A 20,531-nucleotide genomic window follows, 5' to 3' on the forward strand; every position below is an offset into this window, starting at 1 on the left:
GAAGGTTAGCTGAAAAAAAGACAGAAAGTAGGTGGTTTCATGCCATCGCTTACCAACTAATTTTCTGTTTAGTGGTGCCTTCTTTAAATAGCAAGGTTTTATGTTTGTTGCCACTTATAACATTTACAATATTGGTTTGGGCATCAAAATAGCCTATCAATACGGAGTGTGTTAATTCGACATTGTTTAAACCTTCGGGCATAGGTATTTCAAGATAAACACTCATCGTTTCTCCTTTAACCTCTTTGCCTACAAAGTTGAACGGTTTTAATTGCTTACTATTATTTCTGAGTAGGAAAGATTGTTGTAAATAGCTTTTAAGGTAGCTGTCAAAATTAGCGTCTTCAACCTTGATCGTTTTCTTTTGAAGTTTACTTAATGCTACTTCCACATCATCCCAAAATACATTCATGATTATTTCAACTGATTTAGAAGATTTATTGTATTGCATCTGCGTCATTGAAGTATAGAATTTGTGCGAGCTGGCAGACTGCACAAATAGTAAAAGCATAGCTAACAAAAAGATCAGTTTTTTCATACCTGCAAATTTATGAATATAGTTTTAGGCGAAAATTAGGTTCTTGAAACAAACGAGGCTACCGGATGCCGGTAGCCTCTCTCATTTAATATAATTAATGATCTATTTGTTGTTTTGTTGTGTGGCTGCTCCCGAGGCAGAGTTTCGCTCTAACTGCATTTGATTGGGCTGTTTAGCCTTTTGCTGTTGCTTGAATAGTTGGAATTGTGAAGCGACTGATAACTCAGGATAATTATTGTTTGCCGGGTTAATGTCGGCGGTTTCCTGATACGGGTCAATTGTAAATTGTTTGACCGGTTTTTCGGTTACAAATAGTTTAGAAACCTTATCATTATTTCTCCTCCATATTTCGGCAGGAATACGAAGCACCTCTTTTGAGCCGTCTTCGTATTGCATTTGTATAATGATTGGCATTACAAGTCCTCCAACGTTTTCAAAATCAATTAAATAAACATTTACTGATGATGATGAAAGTTGTTTTTCTTTATCGTTTAGGTTACCAGCGAACGATTGATAACGCTTGCGATCGCTTTCAGTAACTTCCAATGCATCATATTTATTGTAGAAATCTTGTAAGTCAGGGAAACGTTCAACGCGGTATTGTTTAATACTGGTTTGATTGCGCTGATCGGACATGGTTTTTGGAGCATCGTCTCTTTTTTTACGCTGCGCAGTTTTTTCGATATCCGGATTTTGAGAGTCTACTTTATACCAGTTCACATTTTTAATGGCAATATCCACCGGATCGGTTCCATAAAACCAACCTCTCCAAAACCAGTCTAGGTCAACCGCTGAAGCATCTTCCATCGTTCTGAAGAAATCAGCAGGTTGGGGATGCTTAAACTTCCAACGTTTTGCGTACTCTTTAAAAGAATAATCAAACAGTTCTCGGCCCATTATGGTTTCGCGTAATATGTTTAATGCTGTGGCAGGTTTTCCATAAGCATTGTTTCCAAATTGAATGATGGACTCTGAGTTCGACATGATCGGCTCTAAAGTTGACTTATCACTCGACATGTAGCTAACAATATTTTTAGGCTCACCTCGGCGCGAAGGATAGTTTTGTTCCCATTCCTGTTCACTCAAATACTGTAAAAAAGTATTCAGCCCTTCATCCATCCAACTCCACTGGCGCTCGTCAGAATTCACAATCATCGGGAAGAAGTTGTGTCCAACCTCATGTATCACCACTGAAATCAACCCGTATTTGGTTTCGGCGGCGTAGGTGCCGTCTTTTTCAGGGCGAGGGCCATTAAAACAGATCATTGGATATTCCATGCCGCCCACTGGTCCGTTAACCGAAATTGCAACCGGGTAAGGGTAATCGAATGTGTAACGCGAATACACTTCCAAGGTATGAGCCGCAGCTTGCGTTGAGTACTTTTCCCAAAGTGGATTCCCTTCTTTAGGATAGGCCGACATAGCCATTACGGTTTTGCCATTTACATTAACACCCATCGCATCCCAGATGAACTTACGGGATGATGCCCATGCAAAGTCGCGAACATTATCGCCCTGGAAAACCCATGTTTTTTTATCTTTTGAGTGTGATTTCTCTTTATTAGTGGCTTCCTCCTGAGAAACAATTATAACTGGTTTTTTTACTGATGATTTTGCTTGTTCCAGTCGGTCCGTTTGTTGTTTGCTAAGAACCTGAGCTGGATTTTGCAAAATACCTGTCGCCATTACGATATGGTCGGCAGGAACCGTTAAGCTTACTTTGTAATCACCAAATTCTAAAGCAAATTCGCCGGTACCCAAAAACTGTTTGTTTTGCCAACCATTCACATCATCATACACACATAAACGAGGGAACCATTGCGCCATTTCGTAGATGTAGTTTCCATCTTCGAAATATTCCATTCCTCCTCGCCCTCCGCTTTTACGTGAATCGTTGATATAATTGAACCAATCAACCGAAAAGCTAAAACTTGCACCAGGTTTAAGAGGTTGAGGTAAATCAACACGCATCATTGTCTTGTTGATGGTGAAGCTCAAAGCTTTTCCAGAGGCATCTTTTACACTTTTAATGGTGTATCCAAGTTTAGATTTGCTATTGGCAGTTAATCGTTCCATAGCATCAAAGCTCATGTTCTCCACTTTGCCGTTTGTTTGGGTAAGTGCTGCATCCGAATTGGCTGCGTAGTTATTCTGATCGAGCTGCAACCAAACATAGGTCAATATGTCGGGAGAATTGTTGTGATAAGTGATGATCTCGGAACCAGATAAACTCTGGTTGTCGTCATTTAACTCCGCTTTTATCACATAGTCTACCTTTTGCTGCCAGTACGAATGACCGGGTGCTCCGGAAGCGTTGCGATATTCGTTCGGTGTAGGTAAAATTTCTTGCAGCTGATGAAACTTATTGGTGTTGTAACTGCCCGACTGCGCAAAAACAAAATGACAACTAACAAAAGCTACTGTTGTAAGTAATACTCTCTTCATGTACTAATTATGGATGGTGCGCTAAAAGTAGCAGGTTCCATTCGGAATAGAAACTTAGAAATGTAACATTTCTAATGGTTTTAGGTGTATATTCCAAATTTATGTAAGGAATAAACTAAAAGATGAGGATAATATTTGGTGTTGCCATGGAAAACGATGCCACATCCAAATTGCTGATTGGAAAAGTACCGGGACTGAAATTATATAAGTGATGGTTTTAGGCTTTAGATAAGCAAGTTTTATCAGGCAATAAATAACCAGCAGTATAAAGCTGATGATAATGATCTGTCCAAATTCAAGGCCTATATTGAAAGGAAGCAAAGTGGTAAAGGCATTGAACTGCATGCCCATAAACAGTTCTTTTAACAAGCGGGAGAAACCCATGCCATGCACTAATCCGAAGAAACCTGAAAGTAAAACCCTGTAGCTATGCAATTGAGGGATGAAGAGATTTTCGATGCAGGTAAAGAAGATGGTGAGGGCAATCAGAAATTCAACCAGGTTACCATTTATTGTAATAATATTAAAAACACTTAAGGCAAGTGTAATAGAATGGGCAATTGTAAACGAAGTAATTATCCATAAGATCTGTTTCCAGTCTTTATTGGCATAAATGGCGCAAATGGCAAATGAAAACAAAATATGATCGTAGCCTTGTAAATCAAGAATATGAAAAAAGCCTTCTTGAAGAAAGGTCAAAAATTGCTCCATCGGCCAAAAATAAACCCTTTAACCATTTTTTCAATTCACATTTATTGGTTAATAGCTAATGATATAGTTTTCAGCCACTTTAGAAAAATGATTGAGCTGATCGCTTATCCAATCTTCATTTTGGTTCATCTCTGCAGCCATTAATCTGGCAATTTCCTTTGAGCATTCAAGGGCGGCTCTTGCGTCAAGAAAAAGGGAACGGGTTCGCCTAGCCAGAACGTCTTCAAGTGTAATGGCCATTTCGTTGCGGATTGCCCAAATTATTTCAGCTTTTAAATAGGGGAGTTCATGATGGATCTTTTCGCCCAGGGAAGGGTTTGATTTTATCAGGTTTCTGATCTCATCTGCATCTGCACCGTAACAATCCAATGGATCCGTTATGCTAATATTCTCTTTCCAGCCATGAATCTTAAGATTGGCTGTTATTGAAGGCCTATCATCAAAACCTCCAATTAAACTCGCTTTATCAATTACATCTTGTCCCATTTTTCGATAGGTGGTCCATTTACCGCCGGTGATCGTTAATAATCCCGATTCAGAGATCAAAATAGTATGGTCGCGTGCAAGAGCAGAGGTGCTGTTTCCGTTGGTGTTTTTTACCAGTGGGCGCAAACCGGCAAACACACTTCGTACATCTGCCCTGGTAGGATCTTCTTCTAAATATCGGGCAGCATGGTTTAAAATAAAGGATATTTCTTCTTCCTGTGGTTTGGGTTCCATACTTGGCTTTTCAATAGCCGTATCGGTAGTGCCAACAACTACCTTGTCGTGCCATGGAATAGCGAAAAGAACGCGTCCATCGTCGGTATGCGGAACCATAATGGCACTTTCGCCCGGAAGAAACTTCTTGTCAAAAACCAAGTGGATTCCCTGGCTGGGTGCTACAATCCTGGATGCATCTGGGTTATCGATTTGAATCATTGTGTCGGCAAAAACACCAGTAGCATTGATAACCACTTTTGCTTTTAAGTCGAACTCTTTACCCGATAATTGATCAACGGCTTGTACACCACTTATCAGCTTGTTTTCTTTAATAAGGCTGATCACCTTAAAGTAATTGATCAAAGTGGCTTGATGATTTGCGGCTGTTTGGGCAAGGTTTATGGCTAGGCGGGCATCGTCAAACTGACCATCGTGGTAAATAACACCTCCTTTTAATCCATCTTGTTCCAGTGTAGGAATGTGTTTTAGTGTTTCATCTACCGATAAGAATTCGGAAGGACCTAAACCAAGTTTTCCGGCTAAAAGATCATAAAACTTAAGTCCTATTCCGTAAAACGGTCCCGACCACCAACTATAATTGGGTACAATGAAAGATAGGTTGTGAACAAGATGCGGCGCATTTTGAATAAGTAAGCCGCGTTCTTTTAATGCTTCCAGTACTAACGACAGGTTTCCTTGCTGTAAATAACGCACACCGCCATGAATAAGCTTCGTAGAGCGACTTGAAGTTCCTTTGGCAAAATCTTCTTGTTCGAGCAACAGCGTCTTGTATCCGCGAGTTGCCGATTCAACTGCGGCCCCTAAACCGGTTGCCCCACCACCAATAATGATCACATCCCAAACCAGGCTTTTCATCGCTTCAATTTCAGCAAACATTTCCGTTCGTTTCATACTTTAATCCACATATTAAGAATGCCTCAATTTAAATTATAATTAGCATAAACTCTCAGTCAATTTATGTGTTTAAAACTAAAGGAGGATTTGTTATGACACATCGTGGATATGTAGTATTAGAAAGCTTGTTTCTAGTGATGTTTCTGGCAGGGCCGCTAATGAAGATCACTGAACGATTAGCAGTTGGTATTTACCATACCAATTTGGAGCCATTAGGCATATTGGGCTTATACATTTGTGGAATAGGTACTTTGGGCTTAATAGTAACCCTGTTGATTCATGAATGGTATTATCCCGACATTCATAAACCAAAGATGGAATAATAAAATTTTTTTAAACCTTTTGAAGTTTAATCAGTCCTAACACTAAAACAAAGCTAAAACTTATAGTTAGCGTAAACAGAGGCCTTGTTTTTATCACAATTTAGAGTGTTAGGTTTAGTTAATAGTTTAGTTCGTTGCACCCCCTTGTTTCCAACAGCAAGGGGGTTGATTTTTATTACAACTTTAGGCGTTTATTTTTGTCGGGTAAATAACAAATGAAGTTTTAAATTTTCCGTAACCCCTTTTTATGAATATTGAACTATTACAAAGCATTTGTAAAACACTGCCGGCAGTTACCGAAGATATTAAATGGAATGACCATTTATGTTTTTTAATAGGTGATAAAATGTTTTGTGTTGGCAGTCTATCTGAAAACTTCTCTTGTTCAATAAAAGTAAGCGACGAGGACTTTGTTCTATTAACTGAAAGGAACGATATTATTCCTGCGCCCTATATGGCCCGTTATAAGTGGGTGTTAATTTCAAATCCTAATGCGCTAACCTTACAAGAGTGGGAGCTTTATATTCATAAATCCTATCAGTTAATAAAAAGCAAACTGCCTAAAAAGGTTTTAAAAGAATTAGGAATATGATTTAATGTTTATGGTGTGATCGATATTGGCTGAATTTTCCTTTAATTCAGTGAGTTTTATTACGCTATAATCTGCTTGTTAAGGTCAGTTTAAGGTGATTTAAATATCGATTAACGAAGAGGCGGATTTTTATTGATTTTTAGATGATGCTTGAGTTCTTTCTAATTCTTCTGTTTGGTTATTAAAAGGCCATTTTTATTTCGCATTCGGCCCATTTTTTAAAACTATAATACGTACTGTTTATTGGAAAAATAACTTAAAAATTATTCGATTTAAACTATTAATTATGAGAATTTTATCGTACTTTAATCTCATGAAATAAAGCCATAATTAGTCATGAAAACAGACGTCCACCACAGCCCTCTTTATTGGGCGGTAATGCTTTTCACAGGTCTTTTTATTGTAGGGATTGTGATCAAAGTATTTTCGTTTTTCTTTAATCCTACTATAGGATTTGGCGCTGCTCTAACCACAATTAGTTGGTATGCATTTTTACCAGGTGCTGCTGGCTTGCTGGTATTAATGTTAGTTCACACAATCTTCCACAAAGAGTTGGATTAGATTAAGTTTAGTAACGCGCTCTCAACAACAAAAAGGTCGACTTCTGATAGAGAAATCGACCTTTTTTATGGTTGGATGTTGGATTATCCTGAGCAGGTAACACATCCTTCTTCCATGGTGCAAACTGGTCCGCTGATCTCTTCTTCAACCCCCGTATGCTGAACCATCGGTTCCAATTGCTTTTCTGCCTGTTGTTCAACTGTAAATTTAACCGCTGCATTTGCTGCTTGCGTACGTAAATAATACATACCGGTTTTTAACCCTTTCTTCCATGAGTAGAAATGCATAGAAGTAAGTTTAGCCGTATTAGGACTCTGTACAAACAAGTTCAGTGACTGGCTTTGGCAAATAAAGGCTCCGCGATCAGCCGCCATATCAATTAATGTACGTTGTTTGATCTCCCAAACAGTTTTATACAAATCTTTGATAGGTTGAGGAATCTCAGCGATCTCCTGAATTGAACCTTCAGCAGCAATGATCTTATTCTTCATGGCACCATCCCATAGATTTAAGGCAACCAGGTCTTTTAAAAGGTGTTTATTTACAACAATAAACTCTCCTGAAAGTACCCTGCGTACATAAATGTTTGAGGTGTAAGGCTCAAAACATTCGTTATTACCTAAAATTTGAGAAGTAGAAGCTGTAGGCATAGGCGCAACCAATAATGAGTTGCGAACACCATGTTTTTTAATTTCTTTCTTCAAGCCGGTAAAATCCCAACGACCACTAGGCGTAACACCCCACATATCATATTGAAGATTGCCTTTAGAAATCGGAGAACCTTCATAAGTTGAATAAGGACCTTCAATTTTAGCCAAATCTTTTGAGGCTGTTAAAGCTGCAAAATAAATTGTCTCGGCAATTTCAGTATTTAATTTTTGTGCTTCAGGTGATTCGAATGGATAGCGAAGCATAATGAATGCATCAGCCAATCCTTGTACACCTAAACCAACCGGACGATGACGCATGTTTGAATTACGTGCCTCTTCAACTGGATAATAGTTGTTGTCGATAATTTTATTCAGGTTATAGGTTGCCTGATAAGTTACCTCATATAATTTTTGATGATCGAACTCGCCATTGATTACGAATTTAGGAAGTGCGAGAGACGCAAGGTTACAAACCGCAACTTCATCATCTGAAGTGTATTCAATAATTTCGGTACACAAGTTTGATGACTTGATTGTTCCTAAATTTTGCTGGTTCGATTTTTTATTTGCCGCATCTTTATAAAGCATATAAGGCGTTCCGGTTTCCACTTGTGAATCCATAATGGCAAACCATAGCTCTTGTGCTTTTATAGTTTTGCGGGCACGACCTTCCTGTTCGTATTTGGTATAAAGTGCTTCAAATTCTTCGCTATGCGTTTCGTGCAATCCTGGCGCCTCATGCGGACAGAATAAACTCCATGTGCCGTTTTCTTCAACACGTTTCATGAAAAGATCAGGAATCCAAAGTGCATAGAAAAGATCACGTGCACGTAATTCTTCTTTACCATGATTCTTTCTCAAGTCAAGAAAATCGAAAATATCGGCATGCCAAGGCTCTAAATAGATGGCAAAAGCACCTTTACGTTTTCCTCCTCCTTGGTCAACATAGCGAGCAGTATCATTGAACACGCGTAGCATTGGTACAATACCATTAGAGGTTCCATTGGTGCCGCTAATGTATGAACCTGTTGCACGGATATTATGAATGCTTAATCCAATACCGCCTGCTGATTGTGAGATCTTGGCTGTTTGTTTAAGTGTATCATAAATGCCTTCAATGCTGTCGTCTTTCATGGTTAATAAGAAACACGATGACATTTGTGCTTTTGGCGTCCCTCCATTGAACAGGGTAGGAGTGGCATGGGTAAACCATTTTTCCGACATTAAATTATAGGTTTTGATAACCGATTCAATATCATTTAGGTGAATACCTACCGAAACACGCATGTACATATGCTGAGGACGCTCAACTACACGACCGTTCAATTTTAAAAGGTATGAACGTTCAAGGGTTTTAAATCCGAAGTAATCAAACGAAAAGTCACGATCGTAAATAATGCTTGAATCCAGGATCTCGGCATTGTTTCGAATAACTTCGATCACTTCGTCTGATAATAAGGCTGCGTTTAAACCTGTTTTAGGGTCAACGTAGTTATAAAGTCTCTCCATGGTTTTGGAGAACGATTTTTCGGTATTCTTATGAAGGTTAGACACCGCAATACGCGAAGCTAACAAAGCATAGTCAGGGTGCTTAACGGTTAATGAAGCGGCAGTTTCGGCAGCTAAATTATCAAGTTCAGAAGTAGTAACCCCGTCATATAAACCTTCAATTACCTTTTTGGCCACGTCAATAGAGTCAACGTGCACCGGGTCAAGGCCATAATTAAGTTTTTCTATGCGGGCGGTGATCTTGTCAAATTTCACCGATTCTGTTCTTCCGTCGCGTTTTATTACAAACATAAGCTTAGATATGAGATGAGAGATATGCGTATTGAGACTTTAGAATACTCATTTCTCCAGGTTAGTTTTTTTATTGTTTCTATAGATTGTGATTGATGTCTCAAATTTCGAATCACAATTCTCAAATCTTATTGTTAAAAGTCTTCATCCAAAGAGAAAATGTTGCTGTCTTTATCAGACATTACACCGCTTTTTTGATAGTCGCCAACGCGTTTCTCAAAAAAGTTGGTTTTTCCCTGCAATGAGATCATTTCCATAAAATCAAATGGATTGGTTGCGTTGTAAATTTTATCGTAACCTAAAGCCACCAGCCATCTGTCGGCAACAAATTCAATGTACTGTTGCATCAATTTGGCATTCATTCCGATTAATGATACCGGTAATGCATCAGAAATGAACTCTTTTTCAATGGTTACCGCGTCGAGTATGATTTCATGAACACGTTCTTGCGAAAGTTTGTTGTTCAGCATGCTGTATAAAAGACAGGCAAATTCACAATGTGAACCTTCGTCGCGTGAGATCAGTTCGTTTGAAAACGTTAGTCCGGGCATCAAACCGCGTTTCTTCAACCAAAAAATCGAGCAGAAAGAACCTGAGAAGAAGATTCCTTCAACAGCGGCAAAAGCCACTAAGCGTTCAGCAAATGTTCCGTTTTCGATCCAGCGCAGTGCCCATTCCGCTTTTTTCTTTACACAAGGAACGGTTTCAATGGCGTTAAACAAACGGTTTTTTTCAACCGTATCCTTAACATATGTATCGATTAATAAGGCATAGGTTTCTGAATGGATATTTTCCATCATGATCTGGAATCCGTAATAACAACGGGCTTCCGGAATTTGCACCTCGCTCATAAAGTTAACAGCCAGGTTTTCGTTCACAATACCGTCGCTGGCAGCAAAAAACGCTAATACGTGCGAAATGAAATGGCGCTCTCCATCATTAAAATTCTCCCAGTCTTTCAAATCGTGTGAAAGGTCAATCTCTTCTGCTGTCCAAAAACTAGCTTCGGCCTTTTTATACATTTCCCATACTTCGGGATATTTGATAGGAAGCAGTACAAACCGCTCCTTATTTTCCTGTAAAATTGGCTCCTGAACGTTTTCCATATATCTTACTTTCTAATTACTTATAAATTTACTAAACTATTAAACTCCTTAGTCGACAATTTTACCTCTCGCCCGGCTTGTGGCCTGCGTTCAAATGAACAAACGATGTTGTACTGTCAACTAAAACTGGTGGTTTAATTTGTTTTGTAGTAAATACCTTAAAAAAACAGATTTTGTTTTCGGAATTAAGGATACTCTACTTCAGAATTCGGTAGGAATTTCTGCCGCGCTTCGAATAGTTTCTTCTAGGACTTTAGCTAACCGATTGATTTTGTGTTGGGTTGATTAATGTCCACATTTCTAAAAGAACGGAATCAAAAATAAATAGTGTAAAGGTTGAAAACTGATTTTATTTTCAACAAATTGTTAGAAACATAAGTGGCTGTTTTTCAGAAAATTATTCTGTATGGGAATTATCCAAAGAATTAAAATTTTTTTAAGCAGTTTTTTTTAAGTATGGCCGCACTAATAAAGGCTTAGTGCGCTGATTGTTAGGATAGTAGTTTCTGACGAAGTAAAAATTCGAGCTGATCATTGGCGCTGGCCAAATCTTCGGTTAATTGTTTGTTTTTCTTTCTCAGCATGTAAACATCATATCCATTTTTGATATTCTGACGAAGTTCCTGCTCATCCCAAGGTTTACTGATATAACGATACACCTGTCCTTTATTAATAGCATCGATTACAGCGCTGATATCGGCGTAACCTGTTAATAACATTCGTATCGGATTAGGGTGGATCTCCAGAATTGATTCCAAAAATTCAATTCCGGTAATATTAGGCATGCGTTGGTCGGTAATTAATATATGAATATCATTGTTATCCAATATTTTCCTGCCTTCTGCAGCCGATTCGGCAATAAAAATAGTGTACTCCCGTCTGAACGCCGCCTTAAAAGCAGTTAAGTTGTGAGGTTCATCATCTATATATAATATGGTTATTTGTTCATCTGTCATAAGTGCCTTTCTATAATATACGAATATTCGAATATCTTATATTAATTTTATCTTAAAAAGATTTTTTCATTTAAATTACGCCGTTCAATTAAACCACTAACACCAGGAACATGAATCTGACCGCGGATTTCCCTCAGTTACTGAGGTATAAGCTTCGTGAAACAAACGTAAAAAATAACGAGTGTACCCCCGAATTTTTCAGACTAACTAATGCGTTAGATGCTGAAAAGCTGTATCATTTACTTCAATACAACTCCTCCATTACAGTTTTTGATGAGATTATTCTTCAGTTGAAAGAATTAATGCGCATACGTAATGCCGGCAAAGCACTTAGTGGAGAAGAAATGGATGTATTAATTAAAAGCCATTTGAATGGTACATTAACTGATACGTATGGTGTATGGGTTTATTATCCATGGATCAACAAAGTTGTTCATTTATTAGATGAAGATGAATATGTAGAAGTAAGAACCGCAAGAAACAAACTTAAAATAACCGCAGAAGAGCAAGATTGCCTTAAGAACAAAAAAGTAGGAATCGTAGGATTGTCGGTTGGGCAAGCAGTGGCTGTAAATATGGCCATGGAACGGGTTTGTGGCGAACTTCGTTTAGCCGATTTTGATTCTTTAGAGTTGGGCAACCTTAACCGTTTGAGGGCAGGGGTGCAGCAACTCAGTGTCTCAAAAGTGATATGCGCTGCCAGGGAAATAGCCGAAATCGACCCATATATTAAGGTTAAGGTGTTTACTCAAGGGCTTTCATTAAATAATATGGATGCTTTTTTGGGTGAAGGAGAAAACAAGCTGGATGTATTGGTGGAGGTTTGCGATAGTTTCGAAATGAAAATTTTATCGAGGATTGAAGCGCGTAAACGGAAGATTGCGGTGGTGATGGAAACCAATGACCGGGGTATGTTAGATGTGGAACGCTTTGATTTAGAACCTGAACGTTTATTAATGCATGGAACCGTCCCACAGTTGGAAGGCGAACTGGATGTTATTACTAAAAAACTTTCCGCAATAAATCCACAAGAGCGCATGCAATTCCTTACCCAAATGATAGGAATGGAAAACCTTTCGGAACGTATGCTTTATTCATTGCAAAATCTGGGTAAAACAATTAATGGATGGCCACAACTGGCTTCCGGGGCTACACTTGGAGGAGCCATTGTAACACATTCCTGTCGTAAAATCTTATTAGATTCATTTCGATCATCGGGTCGGTATTTTATTGATCTCGAAAAAATTATTAATGATATGAATTAAAGTTAATTGAAGATTTAAATGATCGGAATCCGAGTTTTTCGAGCAACTGATGATCCTGATGCTTGCCAAAAATATATTGATGGCCACCGGCGTATTTTGGAAATACACGGGGTAACTAAAATAACTTCCTATAAGCACGATTGGTTAGAGGATCCACACACCATGATTATTTTGGTGGAGGATAAAGAGCAAGGCAGGGTATTGGGAGGTGCAAGATTACAACTAAAACGAAGTGGAATAAGTTTGCCAATAGAATTGGCGTTGTTTAAATACGATTCAAAAATATTGGATATGGTTCAGGAGGCGGAATTAAACGGTGGAACAAGCGAACTATGTGGATTATGGAACTCTATGGAAGTAGCCGGAATGGGGATCGGAAGTTATATCCTATCTCGTATCGGCGCAGCTATTTCTTCTCAATTACCCATCACCAGCATTTTTGTTTTATGCTCTCCCGTTACTGTGCGCATGGGTAGGAGAGTGGGAGCCGTTGTTGAACGCACTTTAGGGAATAATGGCTTGTTCTATTATCCAAAAGATGATTTAATTGCAACAGCAATGATTTTGGCTGATTGTGATACGTTGGTAAATGCCGATGCTTCTGAACGTGAACTCATTTATGACTTAAGAGCCACACCTATTCAAAAAAGAGTGGAAAGAGGTCCGAAAGGTCAGTTCGAATTGAATTATGATATTTTGATAAGGCGGTTAGATTACAATGGAGTAGATAAGAAATGAAATATTTGAAGTTCATAGTATTCATCTGTTGTGTTTTGCAGGGATTCAGTTCTCTGGCAGAGACGCCTATTATATTAACTGATCATACCAAGGTTTACAATGTTGGTAAAAATCTGTCTGTTTATGAAGATCAATCGGGTAACGAATCATTTCAACAGGTTTTAGCTAAAAATGCATTTGAAGCCAATAATGATCCGAACCCGAATTTTGGCATCACACAATCAGCTTATTGGCTGAAATTTAGCATTGAAAATAAGACGGATGCCGAGCGGCTGCTTTTATTGATTGAAAACCCGATTATAGATGAGATCGATTTTTACCAATATGATGCAAATGGGCAATTGATCGCTCAAAAACTGGGCGAACACTTTCCGTTTGATAAAAGAAAGATCGATCAATCGAATTATATTTTTCAACTAAACCTTTCAAACTCAGCAACCCCTTCTACCTACTATTTAAGGGTTAAAAGTAATGACCAGCTTCAGCTGCCTATTTTTATCGGAACGGAAGAAGCTATATATAAGCATTCATCACAACGTGATCTGTTATTCGGTATTTATGCCGGGATCATCCTTATTATGATGATCTATAATTTGTTTGTATATATCTCGGTTAAAGACAACAGTTATATTTATTATGTACTGTTTATTCTCTTCGTTGGATTATCGCAGGCAACTTTAGAAGGTTTTGGATTTCAGTTTTTATGGCCAAATTTTAGATGGCTGGCCGTTAACAGTACGATAATTGTCCCCGTATTTTCAGGTATAACAACCGGTTTGTTCATGAAGAAATTTCTTCAAACCAAATTGGTTGCTCCACATCTTGATAAAGGGATCAGTTTATTTATTGCTTCTTATTTTATAGCCTTAGCCGCATGCTTAATCGGTAAAAATCATTTGGCGCTTCAATTATTACACGTAATTGGCGCTATCGGTTCGCTATATGCCTTATCTGTAGGTTACAGCATTCATAAAATGGGAATACGGTCAGGAAGGTTTTTCCTTATCGCTAATGTTATATTCCTCTTGGCGGTGGTAGTGTTTGTGCTGCGCAATGTCAATGTTATTCCTTATAATACCTTTACTTCCTTTGTACTCGAATTAGGCTCAGCATTTCAGGTGTCCTTACTATCGTTTGCACTGGCTGATAAGATCAATACGCTGAAGCGTGAAAAGGAGCTTTCGCAAGAAATGGCTCTCTCGGCGGCCAAAGAAAACGAACGCCTGGTAAAGGAACAAAATGTTCTACTCGAAACTAAAGTAACTGAACGAACACTTGAACTTCAGAATACCAATAGTGAACTGAATAATACCTTAAGTCAGCTTAAAGACACCCAGTCGCAATTGGTTGAAGCAGAGAAAATGGCCTCATTGGGTACACTTACTGCAGGTATAGCTCACGAAATTAATAATCCTATTAACTTTGTAAGCTCAAACGTTCGACCTTTGCAATTGGATATTGATGATTTGTTTGCGGTAATTAGCAAATATGAAGAGCTGGATTCGACGCAGAATGTGGAAGAAAAACTGCAGGAGATAGAGCGTTTTAAAAAGCAGATTGATTTAACGTATGTAGGTGAAGAGATTAAAATGCTGTTGCGCGGAATTGAGGATGGAGCCAGTCGTACCGCTGAAATTGTAAAGGGCCTACGCAATTTTAGTCGCCTTGATGAAAGCGATTTGAAAATAACCGATATACATGAGTGCATAGATTCAACACTTGTTGTATTGAAACATTCCATTCCGGCGAACATTACGATTGAAAAGGATTATCAAGCTGATAAACTGATCGAATGTTATCCGGGTAAGCTGAACCAGGCACTACTTAATTTATTGAATAACGCCATTCATGCGATCGCCAAAAATGATCAGCACCTTTCGCACACTATCAAAATAAAAACCTTGAACGATGAGGAGGTAATGAAGATTTCAATTACTGACACTGGAGTGGGGATCCCGGAGGAAGTAAAAGAACGAATTTTTGACCCTTTTTTTACAACAAAAGATGTAGGTGAAGGTACTGGATTAGGCTTGTCGATCGTTTATAATATTATAGAAAAACACCAGGGGAAAATTGAAGTTAGCTCAATTTTAAAAGAAGGAACCACATTTACGCTGCTCTTACCAATTAAATTAAAAACCAAACCAAACCAGAGTGTAAATGAAATCATTAACACCTAATGCAATCAGAATTCTTTATTTGGATGATGAACAGGATAATTTAAATGCGTTTAAGGCAACTTTCAGACGGGAATTTGAAATTTATACGGTGCAATCGGTAAGTGAGGCTACGCGTATACTGCAGGAAATTCCGGTACATATTATAATTGCCGATCAGTGCATGCCTTATTGTAGCGGTGTTGAGTTTTTGGGCTCAATAATAAACCGCTTTCCTGAACCAATACGAGTATTGATAACCGGTTTTATTGATTCCGAGGTATTGATCGATGCTATAAACAGCGGTCAGATTTACAGATTTGTGCGTAAGCCCTGGGATGAGATGGAGCTGAGAAACACCATTTACAATGCTTACGACAGTTATCGAACCACTCAACAGCTAAAACAAAATGTTGCTGAGCTTGAAAAGACCAATAATGAACTCAGTCGGTTTATTTATAGCATGTCGCATGATTTGCGATCGCCTTTAATGTCGATACAAGGGGTGATAAAACTGGCCAATCTGGAACAATCAGTAATCGACCCGAACGGATACCTTGATATTATTGGTCAAAGTGTTCATAAACTGGATGAATACATATTGAAAGTCATCCAATATTATCAAAATTCAAAAGCTGAAGTTATCAATGAATCTATTCGCTTCGAAAGCTTTATAAATGAGCTTTTGGAGGAATTTAAGCCGCAAAACTTATCGATTGATTTTCAAATTGACATAGATCAGCCTGTTGATTTTATTGGTGACACTTTCCATATATCGGTTATCCTTAATAACCTGATTTCAAACGCTATTAAATATCAGCGAATGGATGAAGTTGCCCAGGTGGTGAATATAGAGGTGAAGGTAAACGCTGCCAAAACGGTTATTTCTATCGCCGATAATGGGATTGGAATATTAAATGAACATTTGGATCAAATTTTCAAGTTGTTTTTTAGAGCTAAAAATACACGAAGAAGCGGTTCAGGAATAGGTTTATACATTGTTAAAGAAGCGATGAATAAAATTGGGGGTAAAATATCGGTGAAATCGGCACCAAATAAAGGTACTCGGTTCGATATTTCTATTCCCAATAGGAGAGTGGAGGAAATGAGTTTATGCGTATAATGTTAGTGGATGACAGTTCGATCGATCTGTTTCTGGCTGAAAAAATGATAAAGATAAGTGGTCTTAGCAATGATATTGTTGCATGCAGCTCGGCCTCAGATGCATTGGATCATTTAAAACAATCAGAGCTGCTGCCTGATTTGATACTATTGGATATTCATATGCCCGAAATGGACGGCTTTGAGTTTTTGAATGACTTCATGCGGTTTCCTGCAGTAGTTCGAGAGAAAATAAATATTATCATGCTTACCTCATCAGTTGACGTAAAAGATCTCGCCAGGGCTGAGGCAAATCCTTCAGTTATAAAACTTATCAAAAAACCACTAAATACACATGAGTTAATTAAGGTGGTTGCAGATTTTTAGTTTTAAGAATAAATTATTGCAATATTCCTGTGTTGTAGTATTAAATTTTGCTACAAGAATAATTTCCATAATGTTGGAAAATAAATATCCTCTTTTTTCCAAATTTTACTCACTTAAAAGATCGTAAAATCCTAATTATTAAATATTTATTATTTAATTTAATCTATAATTATTTAGTTTGACTATTAAGTATCAAACAGTTAATAATTACCAAATCTCCTGCCCTCTATTTATAAATCTATAACTGAAACTTTTAATTTCTCCGAATCGTATAAAACTTGAGATAAAGTGTCTGCTATGTAAATAGTTCCATTTTGCTCTGGCTATAGCAATACAATTGGATTTGAGTTCATAGAATTTCTAATAGTCAATCAATCAAACAATTAATACCAGCCCGATTTTCGGGTAACCAAACAAACTAACCCTAACTGCTACTGCATGGAACACAACTTCTACGCACAAAAATTGAGATTGTCAAAATCCGTAAAAGGCTCTGCGCGGTTTTTAATAATCTTTTTGTTTTCACTAATAGGTTTCTTTGGGAATCTTGAGCGCACTTATGCGCAAAAAGTTTCCAGTGGAGCATTATGTAGTGGAACACTAGGAAATCCGGTATTAACCATTGATTTTGGTTATGGTACGGCAAGTTCTAATTATGGTCCTGCTTTGAATGCAGGTATCACCAATTATAATTATTGGTTTCCAAGTGTATTGCCAAATCCCGGAGGATCAGATGACTTGCATGATAATAAATATGCAATTCTTCCTCGCTTAAATTGGAACGTCAGTCACCCTACCTCAAAAGATGGTAGTGGTAAATTTACTGCACCAGGGGCATGGCACATCTATCAACATGACCACTCGTATTGGTTAAACGGTAAATCAGATGGTTACATGTATGTGGTAAATGCTGCATTCGAACCAGGGATTTTTTATCAACAACGTATAGATGCATTATGTCCTGGAACCACTTATGAGTTCTCTGCTTTTATTACCAATTTAATTAATGGATCATCTTGTGGTGGGGACGCGGCTATTAAGCCCAATGTTCGTTTTCAAATTGAGTCAGTTTCCGGAACAGTTTTAGGGTACTACGAAACCGGAGATTTAGCTCAGAAAAATTGTACCTCTGCAGCCAGTTATGGTTTGCCATCAGCTAATCCGGTTGAGTGTACTGCGGAAAAGAATTTATGGCAACAGGTTGGTTTCCTATTTACCATTCCTTCAGGTAACTCATCGATTATTATTAAGATGATTAATAATAACCCTGGTGGTTGTGGTAACGACTTAGCGATTGATGATATTAATTTCCGTATGTGTGGACCTACCATTAGTATGCAGCCCACAACGGATAAACAAATTTGTATAGGCGACAATTTTACATTTTCAGCTGTATTAGGTTCAGGTTATAGCAGTCCTGATTTTTTATGGCAAAAAAGCGTTGATAACGGCGCAACGTGGATAGACCTGCCAGTTCAAACTACTACTGACTTAGTCTTTACTAACGCCCAACTCAATAGTTCTGGTTTATATCGAGTATTAGTTGGCGGCGGTGGAGGCGCTGTAAATAATACGAATTGTCGGGTAGCTTCGGATCCCGTCCGATTAACAGTTATGCCGCTTCCGGTTGTATCAGTTAGTGGAGGGGGAGTATATTGTTCGGGAGATGTTATTACAATGTCTGCTAGTCCTTCCAATTCCCGCACCTATCAATGGCTTAAAAACGGGGTTGCTATTTCAGGCGCAACCAGTGCAACATATACGTTTACAGCTACAGGTCCAACACAAACCGGCAGTTATACGGTAAGGGCAGGAAACGATTATAACTGTTTTCAAAACGCTACCAATAGTGTTGCAATAACCGTAAATGCCGCTCCAACACCTGCAATAACAGGTTCTCCGTATTTTTGTAATGCCGCAAGCACAACATTAAGTACCGGAACCTTCGCATCTTATAAATGGTACAATACCTCCAGTCCTGGTACAACTTTGTCAACCACGCAAAGCCTTACGGTTACAAATGCGGGTACATATGCTGTTCAGGTCTTTAATGGTCAGTGTTACGGAACGCAAACAATTGTTGTTTCAAACGGAACTATTCCAACGGTTAGTATTTCTTTAGCAAGTACTTGTAATGGTGCAACCCTAACAAGTTCAGGTACCAATATATCCGGGCGTCAATGGTATAAAGATGGTGTTGCCATTCCTGCAGCATCAGGAGGAACAGGTACATCGTTAAATGTTACCCTGCCTGGCGACTATAAAATTGAGGTTACTTCTACTACGGGTTGTATTGCTTCAGCAACAAGAACGGTAACAACGGCAAACTTTGCGACGGCCCCATCTCCGGTTCTCACTCCTAATCCAAACAAAACTGGTTTATGTACGGGAGATGCATTTCCAATATTAAGTGTTGCTGATGCCTCTGGAGCCTCTTATACAGCTGGATCAGGTATAACTTATACATTCGAATGGTATTATAATGGTACCAAAATGACGGATGCGACAAAGGCTGGACGAGCTAGTGACGTAACGAAAAATCCGAATAATGGCAGTTTGAGTATAACGCAAATTATACCTAAGGTAGCCGGTATATTTATGGTGAAGGTTACCAAAGGGGGAACCGGAACCTGTAATGGAGCTTATAATGGAAGTATAACCATCACTGTTACAAATCCTCCATCGGTTTCTATTACCGGAACTACATCTTATTGTACGGGAGGAAGTACTACCCTTACGGCTAATCCGGCAGGAAAAGTATACGAATGGAAGAATTCGGCAGGAACGGTTTTGGGTACTTCTCAAACTTTAACGGTTAGCGGTGCAGCTGATACTTATTCGGTAAAAGTTACTGATCAAGGCTGTAGTGCAACTTCTAGTCAGGCAGTTACCGTTAACCCGATTAATAAGCCAACCATTTCGGGAGCTGGTACATTAACTTTCTGTCAAAACGCGGCAGGGAATGCCAGTATAGTGCTTACTGCTTCAAGTTCAGTATCTGGAACCACTTTCCAATGGTATAAAGACGGTTCAATTATTTCAGGAGCAACCAATTCTACTTACACCGCAACAGCAAGTGGTAGCTATACAGTGGTTCCTACTAATAAACCTTGTTCGCTATCTTCTGATCCAACTGTAGTAACAATTAATGTATTACCAACGGTGACCTTAAACGCACCGGGTCCATACACGTTCTGTCAGGGTGGTTCACAAGTTATTTCTGTACCAGATCAATCGGCTTCAGGAGTTACTTATCAATGGTACAATGCAGGTACGTTAATTGCTGGAGCAACCTCAAACAGCTATACAGCAACAACAAGTGGTCAGTATACGGTAACTGCCAGCTATCCTGCAGCAGCAGGCGGTTGTTCGGCTACTTCGGCGACGGTGAACGTAACGGTGAATCCGTTGCCAACGGCTACCATTACTCCGTCAGGTCCAACTACATTCTGTAACGGTGGTTCGGTAACCTTAACCGCACCGGTACAATCAAACGTAAAATACGAGTGGTTCCAAGGAGCAACGGCGGTAGGCACTAACAGCAATACGTATGTTGCCACTACAGCCGGATCGTACACTGTAAAA

Annotated in this window: 16 protein-coding genes; 9 read left to right on the top strand and 7 right to left on the bottom strand. The window is 38.7% G+C overall.

From position 1 onward, the window contains the following. Nucleotides 1-49: 49 nt before the first annotated feature. The 4 genes from C3K47_RS16665 to C3K47_RS16680 form a co-directional block, all read right to left on the bottom strand. Nucleotides 50-538 (bottom strand): DUF6702 family protein, encoded by a 489-nt coding sequence (locus tag C3K47_RS16665; RefSeq protein WP_103790296.1) that lies wholly within the window; start codon nucleotides 536-538, stop codon nucleotides 50-52. Nucleotides 539-640: 102 nt separating this feature from the next. Next, entirely contained in the window at nucleotides 641-2,983 is a 2,343-nt protein-coding gene (locus tag C3K47_RS16670; RefSeq protein WP_103790297.1) for a M1 family metallopeptidase, read from the bottom strand. Nucleotides 2,984-3,082: 99 nt separating this feature from the next. Next, the gene (locus tag C3K47_RS16675) at nucleotides 3,083-3,694 is read right to left on the bottom strand and encodes a HupE/UreJ family protein (protein WP_103790298.1); all 612 of its coding nucleotides are present in this window, start codon (nucleotides 3,692-3,694) and stop codon (nucleotides 3,083-3,085) included. A 48-nt stretch (nucleotides 3,695-3,742) separates the two neighbouring features. Then, a complete protein-coding gene (locus C3K47_RS16680) occupies nucleotides 3,743-5,308 on the bottom strand; it encodes a glycerol-3-phosphate dehydrogenase/oxidase (RefSeq protein WP_103790299.1) in 1,566 nt (521 codons plus the stop codon). Nucleotides 5,309-5,403: 95 nt separating this feature from the next. On the opposite strand from C3K47_RS16680, the gene C3K47_RS16685 reads away from it, so the two are divergent. The 3 genes from C3K47_RS16685 to C3K47_RS16695 all read left to right on the top strand — a co-directional run bounded on the left by C3K47_RS16685 (nucleotide 5,404) and on the right by C3K47_RS16695 (nucleotide 6,787). Continuing rightward, a complete protein-coding gene (locus C3K47_RS16685) occupies nucleotides 5,404-5,634 on the top strand; it encodes a hypothetical protein (protein WP_133159405.1) in 231 nt (76 codons plus the stop codon). Nucleotides 5,635-5,881: 247 nt separating this feature from the next. Then, nucleotides 5,882-6,226, top strand: coding sequence for an MmcQ/YjbR family DNA-binding protein (locus tag C3K47_RS16690; protein ID WP_103790301.1), 345 nt, complete (start codon nucleotides 5,882-5,884; stop codon nucleotides 6,224-6,226). Between the two features lie 336 nt (nucleotides 6,227-6,562). Next, entirely contained in the window at nucleotides 6,563-6,787 is a 225-nt protein-coding gene (locus C3K47_RS16695) for a hypothetical protein (RefSeq protein WP_103790302.1), read from the top strand. An 83-nt stretch (nucleotides 6,788-6,870) separates the two neighbouring features. Here C3K47_RS16695 and C3K47_RS16700 read toward each other — a convergent pair whose 3' ends face one another. The 3 genes from C3K47_RS16700 to C3K47_RS16710 all read right to left on the bottom strand — a co-directional run bounded on the left by C3K47_RS16700 (nucleotide 6,871) and on the right by C3K47_RS16710 (nucleotide 11,299). After that, entirely contained in the window at nucleotides 6,871-9,237 is a 2,367-nt protein-coding gene (locus C3K47_RS16700) for a ribonucleoside-diphosphate reductase subunit alpha (protein WP_103790303.1), read from the bottom strand. A gap of 134 nt (nucleotides 9,238-9,371) precedes the next feature. Beyond that, a complete protein-coding gene (locus tag C3K47_RS16705) occupies nucleotides 9,372-10,343 on the bottom strand; it encodes a ribonucleoside-diphosphate reductase small subunit (RefSeq protein WP_103790304.1) in 972 nt (323 codons plus the stop codon). A gap of 491 nt (nucleotides 10,344-10,834) precedes the next feature. Beyond that, complete coding sequence (locus C3K47_RS16710; RefSeq protein WP_103790305.1) at nucleotides 10,835-11,299, bottom strand: response regulator; 465 nt, start codon at nucleotides 11,297-11,299, stop codon at nucleotides 10,835-10,837. 110 nt (nucleotides 11,300-11,409) lie between these two features. Between C3K47_RS16710 and C3K47_RS16715 the strand changes: the two genes are divergently transcribed. From C3K47_RS16715 to C3K47_RS16740, 6 genes are all read left to right on the top strand, one after another. Further along, nucleotides 11,410-12,564 carry a ThiF family adenylyltransferase gene (locus C3K47_RS16715; protein ID WP_103790306.1) on the top strand — a complete coding sequence of 385 codons (1,155 nt, stop codon included), beginning with the start codon at nucleotides 11,410-11,412 and terminating at the stop codon, nucleotides 12,562-12,564. Between the two features lie 18 nt (nucleotides 12,565-12,582). Continuing rightward, on the top strand, nucleotides 12,583-13,302 hold the full coding sequence (locus tag C3K47_RS16720; protein WP_103790307.1) for a hypothetical protein: 720 nt from the start codon (nucleotides 12,583-12,585) through the stop codon (nucleotides 13,300-13,302). Beyond that, nucleotides 13,299-15,482 carry a sensor histidine kinase gene (locus C3K47_RS16725; RefSeq protein ID WP_103790308.1) on the top strand — a complete coding sequence of 728 codons (2,184 nt, stop codon included), beginning with the start codon at nucleotides 13,299-13,301 and terminating at the stop codon, nucleotides 15,480-15,482. The genes C3K47_RS16720 and C3K47_RS16725 overlap by 4 nt, the downstream gene beginning before the upstream one ends. Beyond that, nucleotides 15,463-16,581 carry a hybrid sensor histidine kinase/response regulator gene (locus C3K47_RS16730; RefSeq protein ID WP_103790309.1) on the top strand — a complete coding sequence of 373 codons (1,119 nt, stop codon included), beginning with the start codon at nucleotides 15,463-15,465 and terminating at the stop codon, nucleotides 16,579-16,581. Before C3K47_RS16725 ends, C3K47_RS16730 begins: the two co-directional genes overlap by 20 nt. Next, nucleotides 16,572-16,946: a response regulator gene (locus C3K47_RS16735; protein WP_103790310.1), complete on the top strand. Its 375-nt coding sequence runs from the start codon at nucleotides 16,572-16,574 to the stop codon at nucleotides 16,944-16,946. Before C3K47_RS16730 ends, C3K47_RS16735 begins: the two co-directional genes overlap by 10 nt. A gap of 438 nt (nucleotides 16,947-17,384) precedes the next feature. Then, nucleotides 17,385-20,531, top strand: a 3,147-nt coding sequence (locus C3K47_RS16740) for an Ig-like domain-containing protein (RefSeq protein WP_449441366.1), incomplete at its 3' end; no start/stop codon positions are given.

It is taken from the genome of Solitalea longa (assembly GCF_002920915.1).
In the GTDB taxonomy this organism is placed as follows: domain Bacteria; phylum Bacteroidota; class Bacteroidia; order Sphingobacteriales; family Sphingobacteriaceae; genus Solitalea; species Solitalea longa.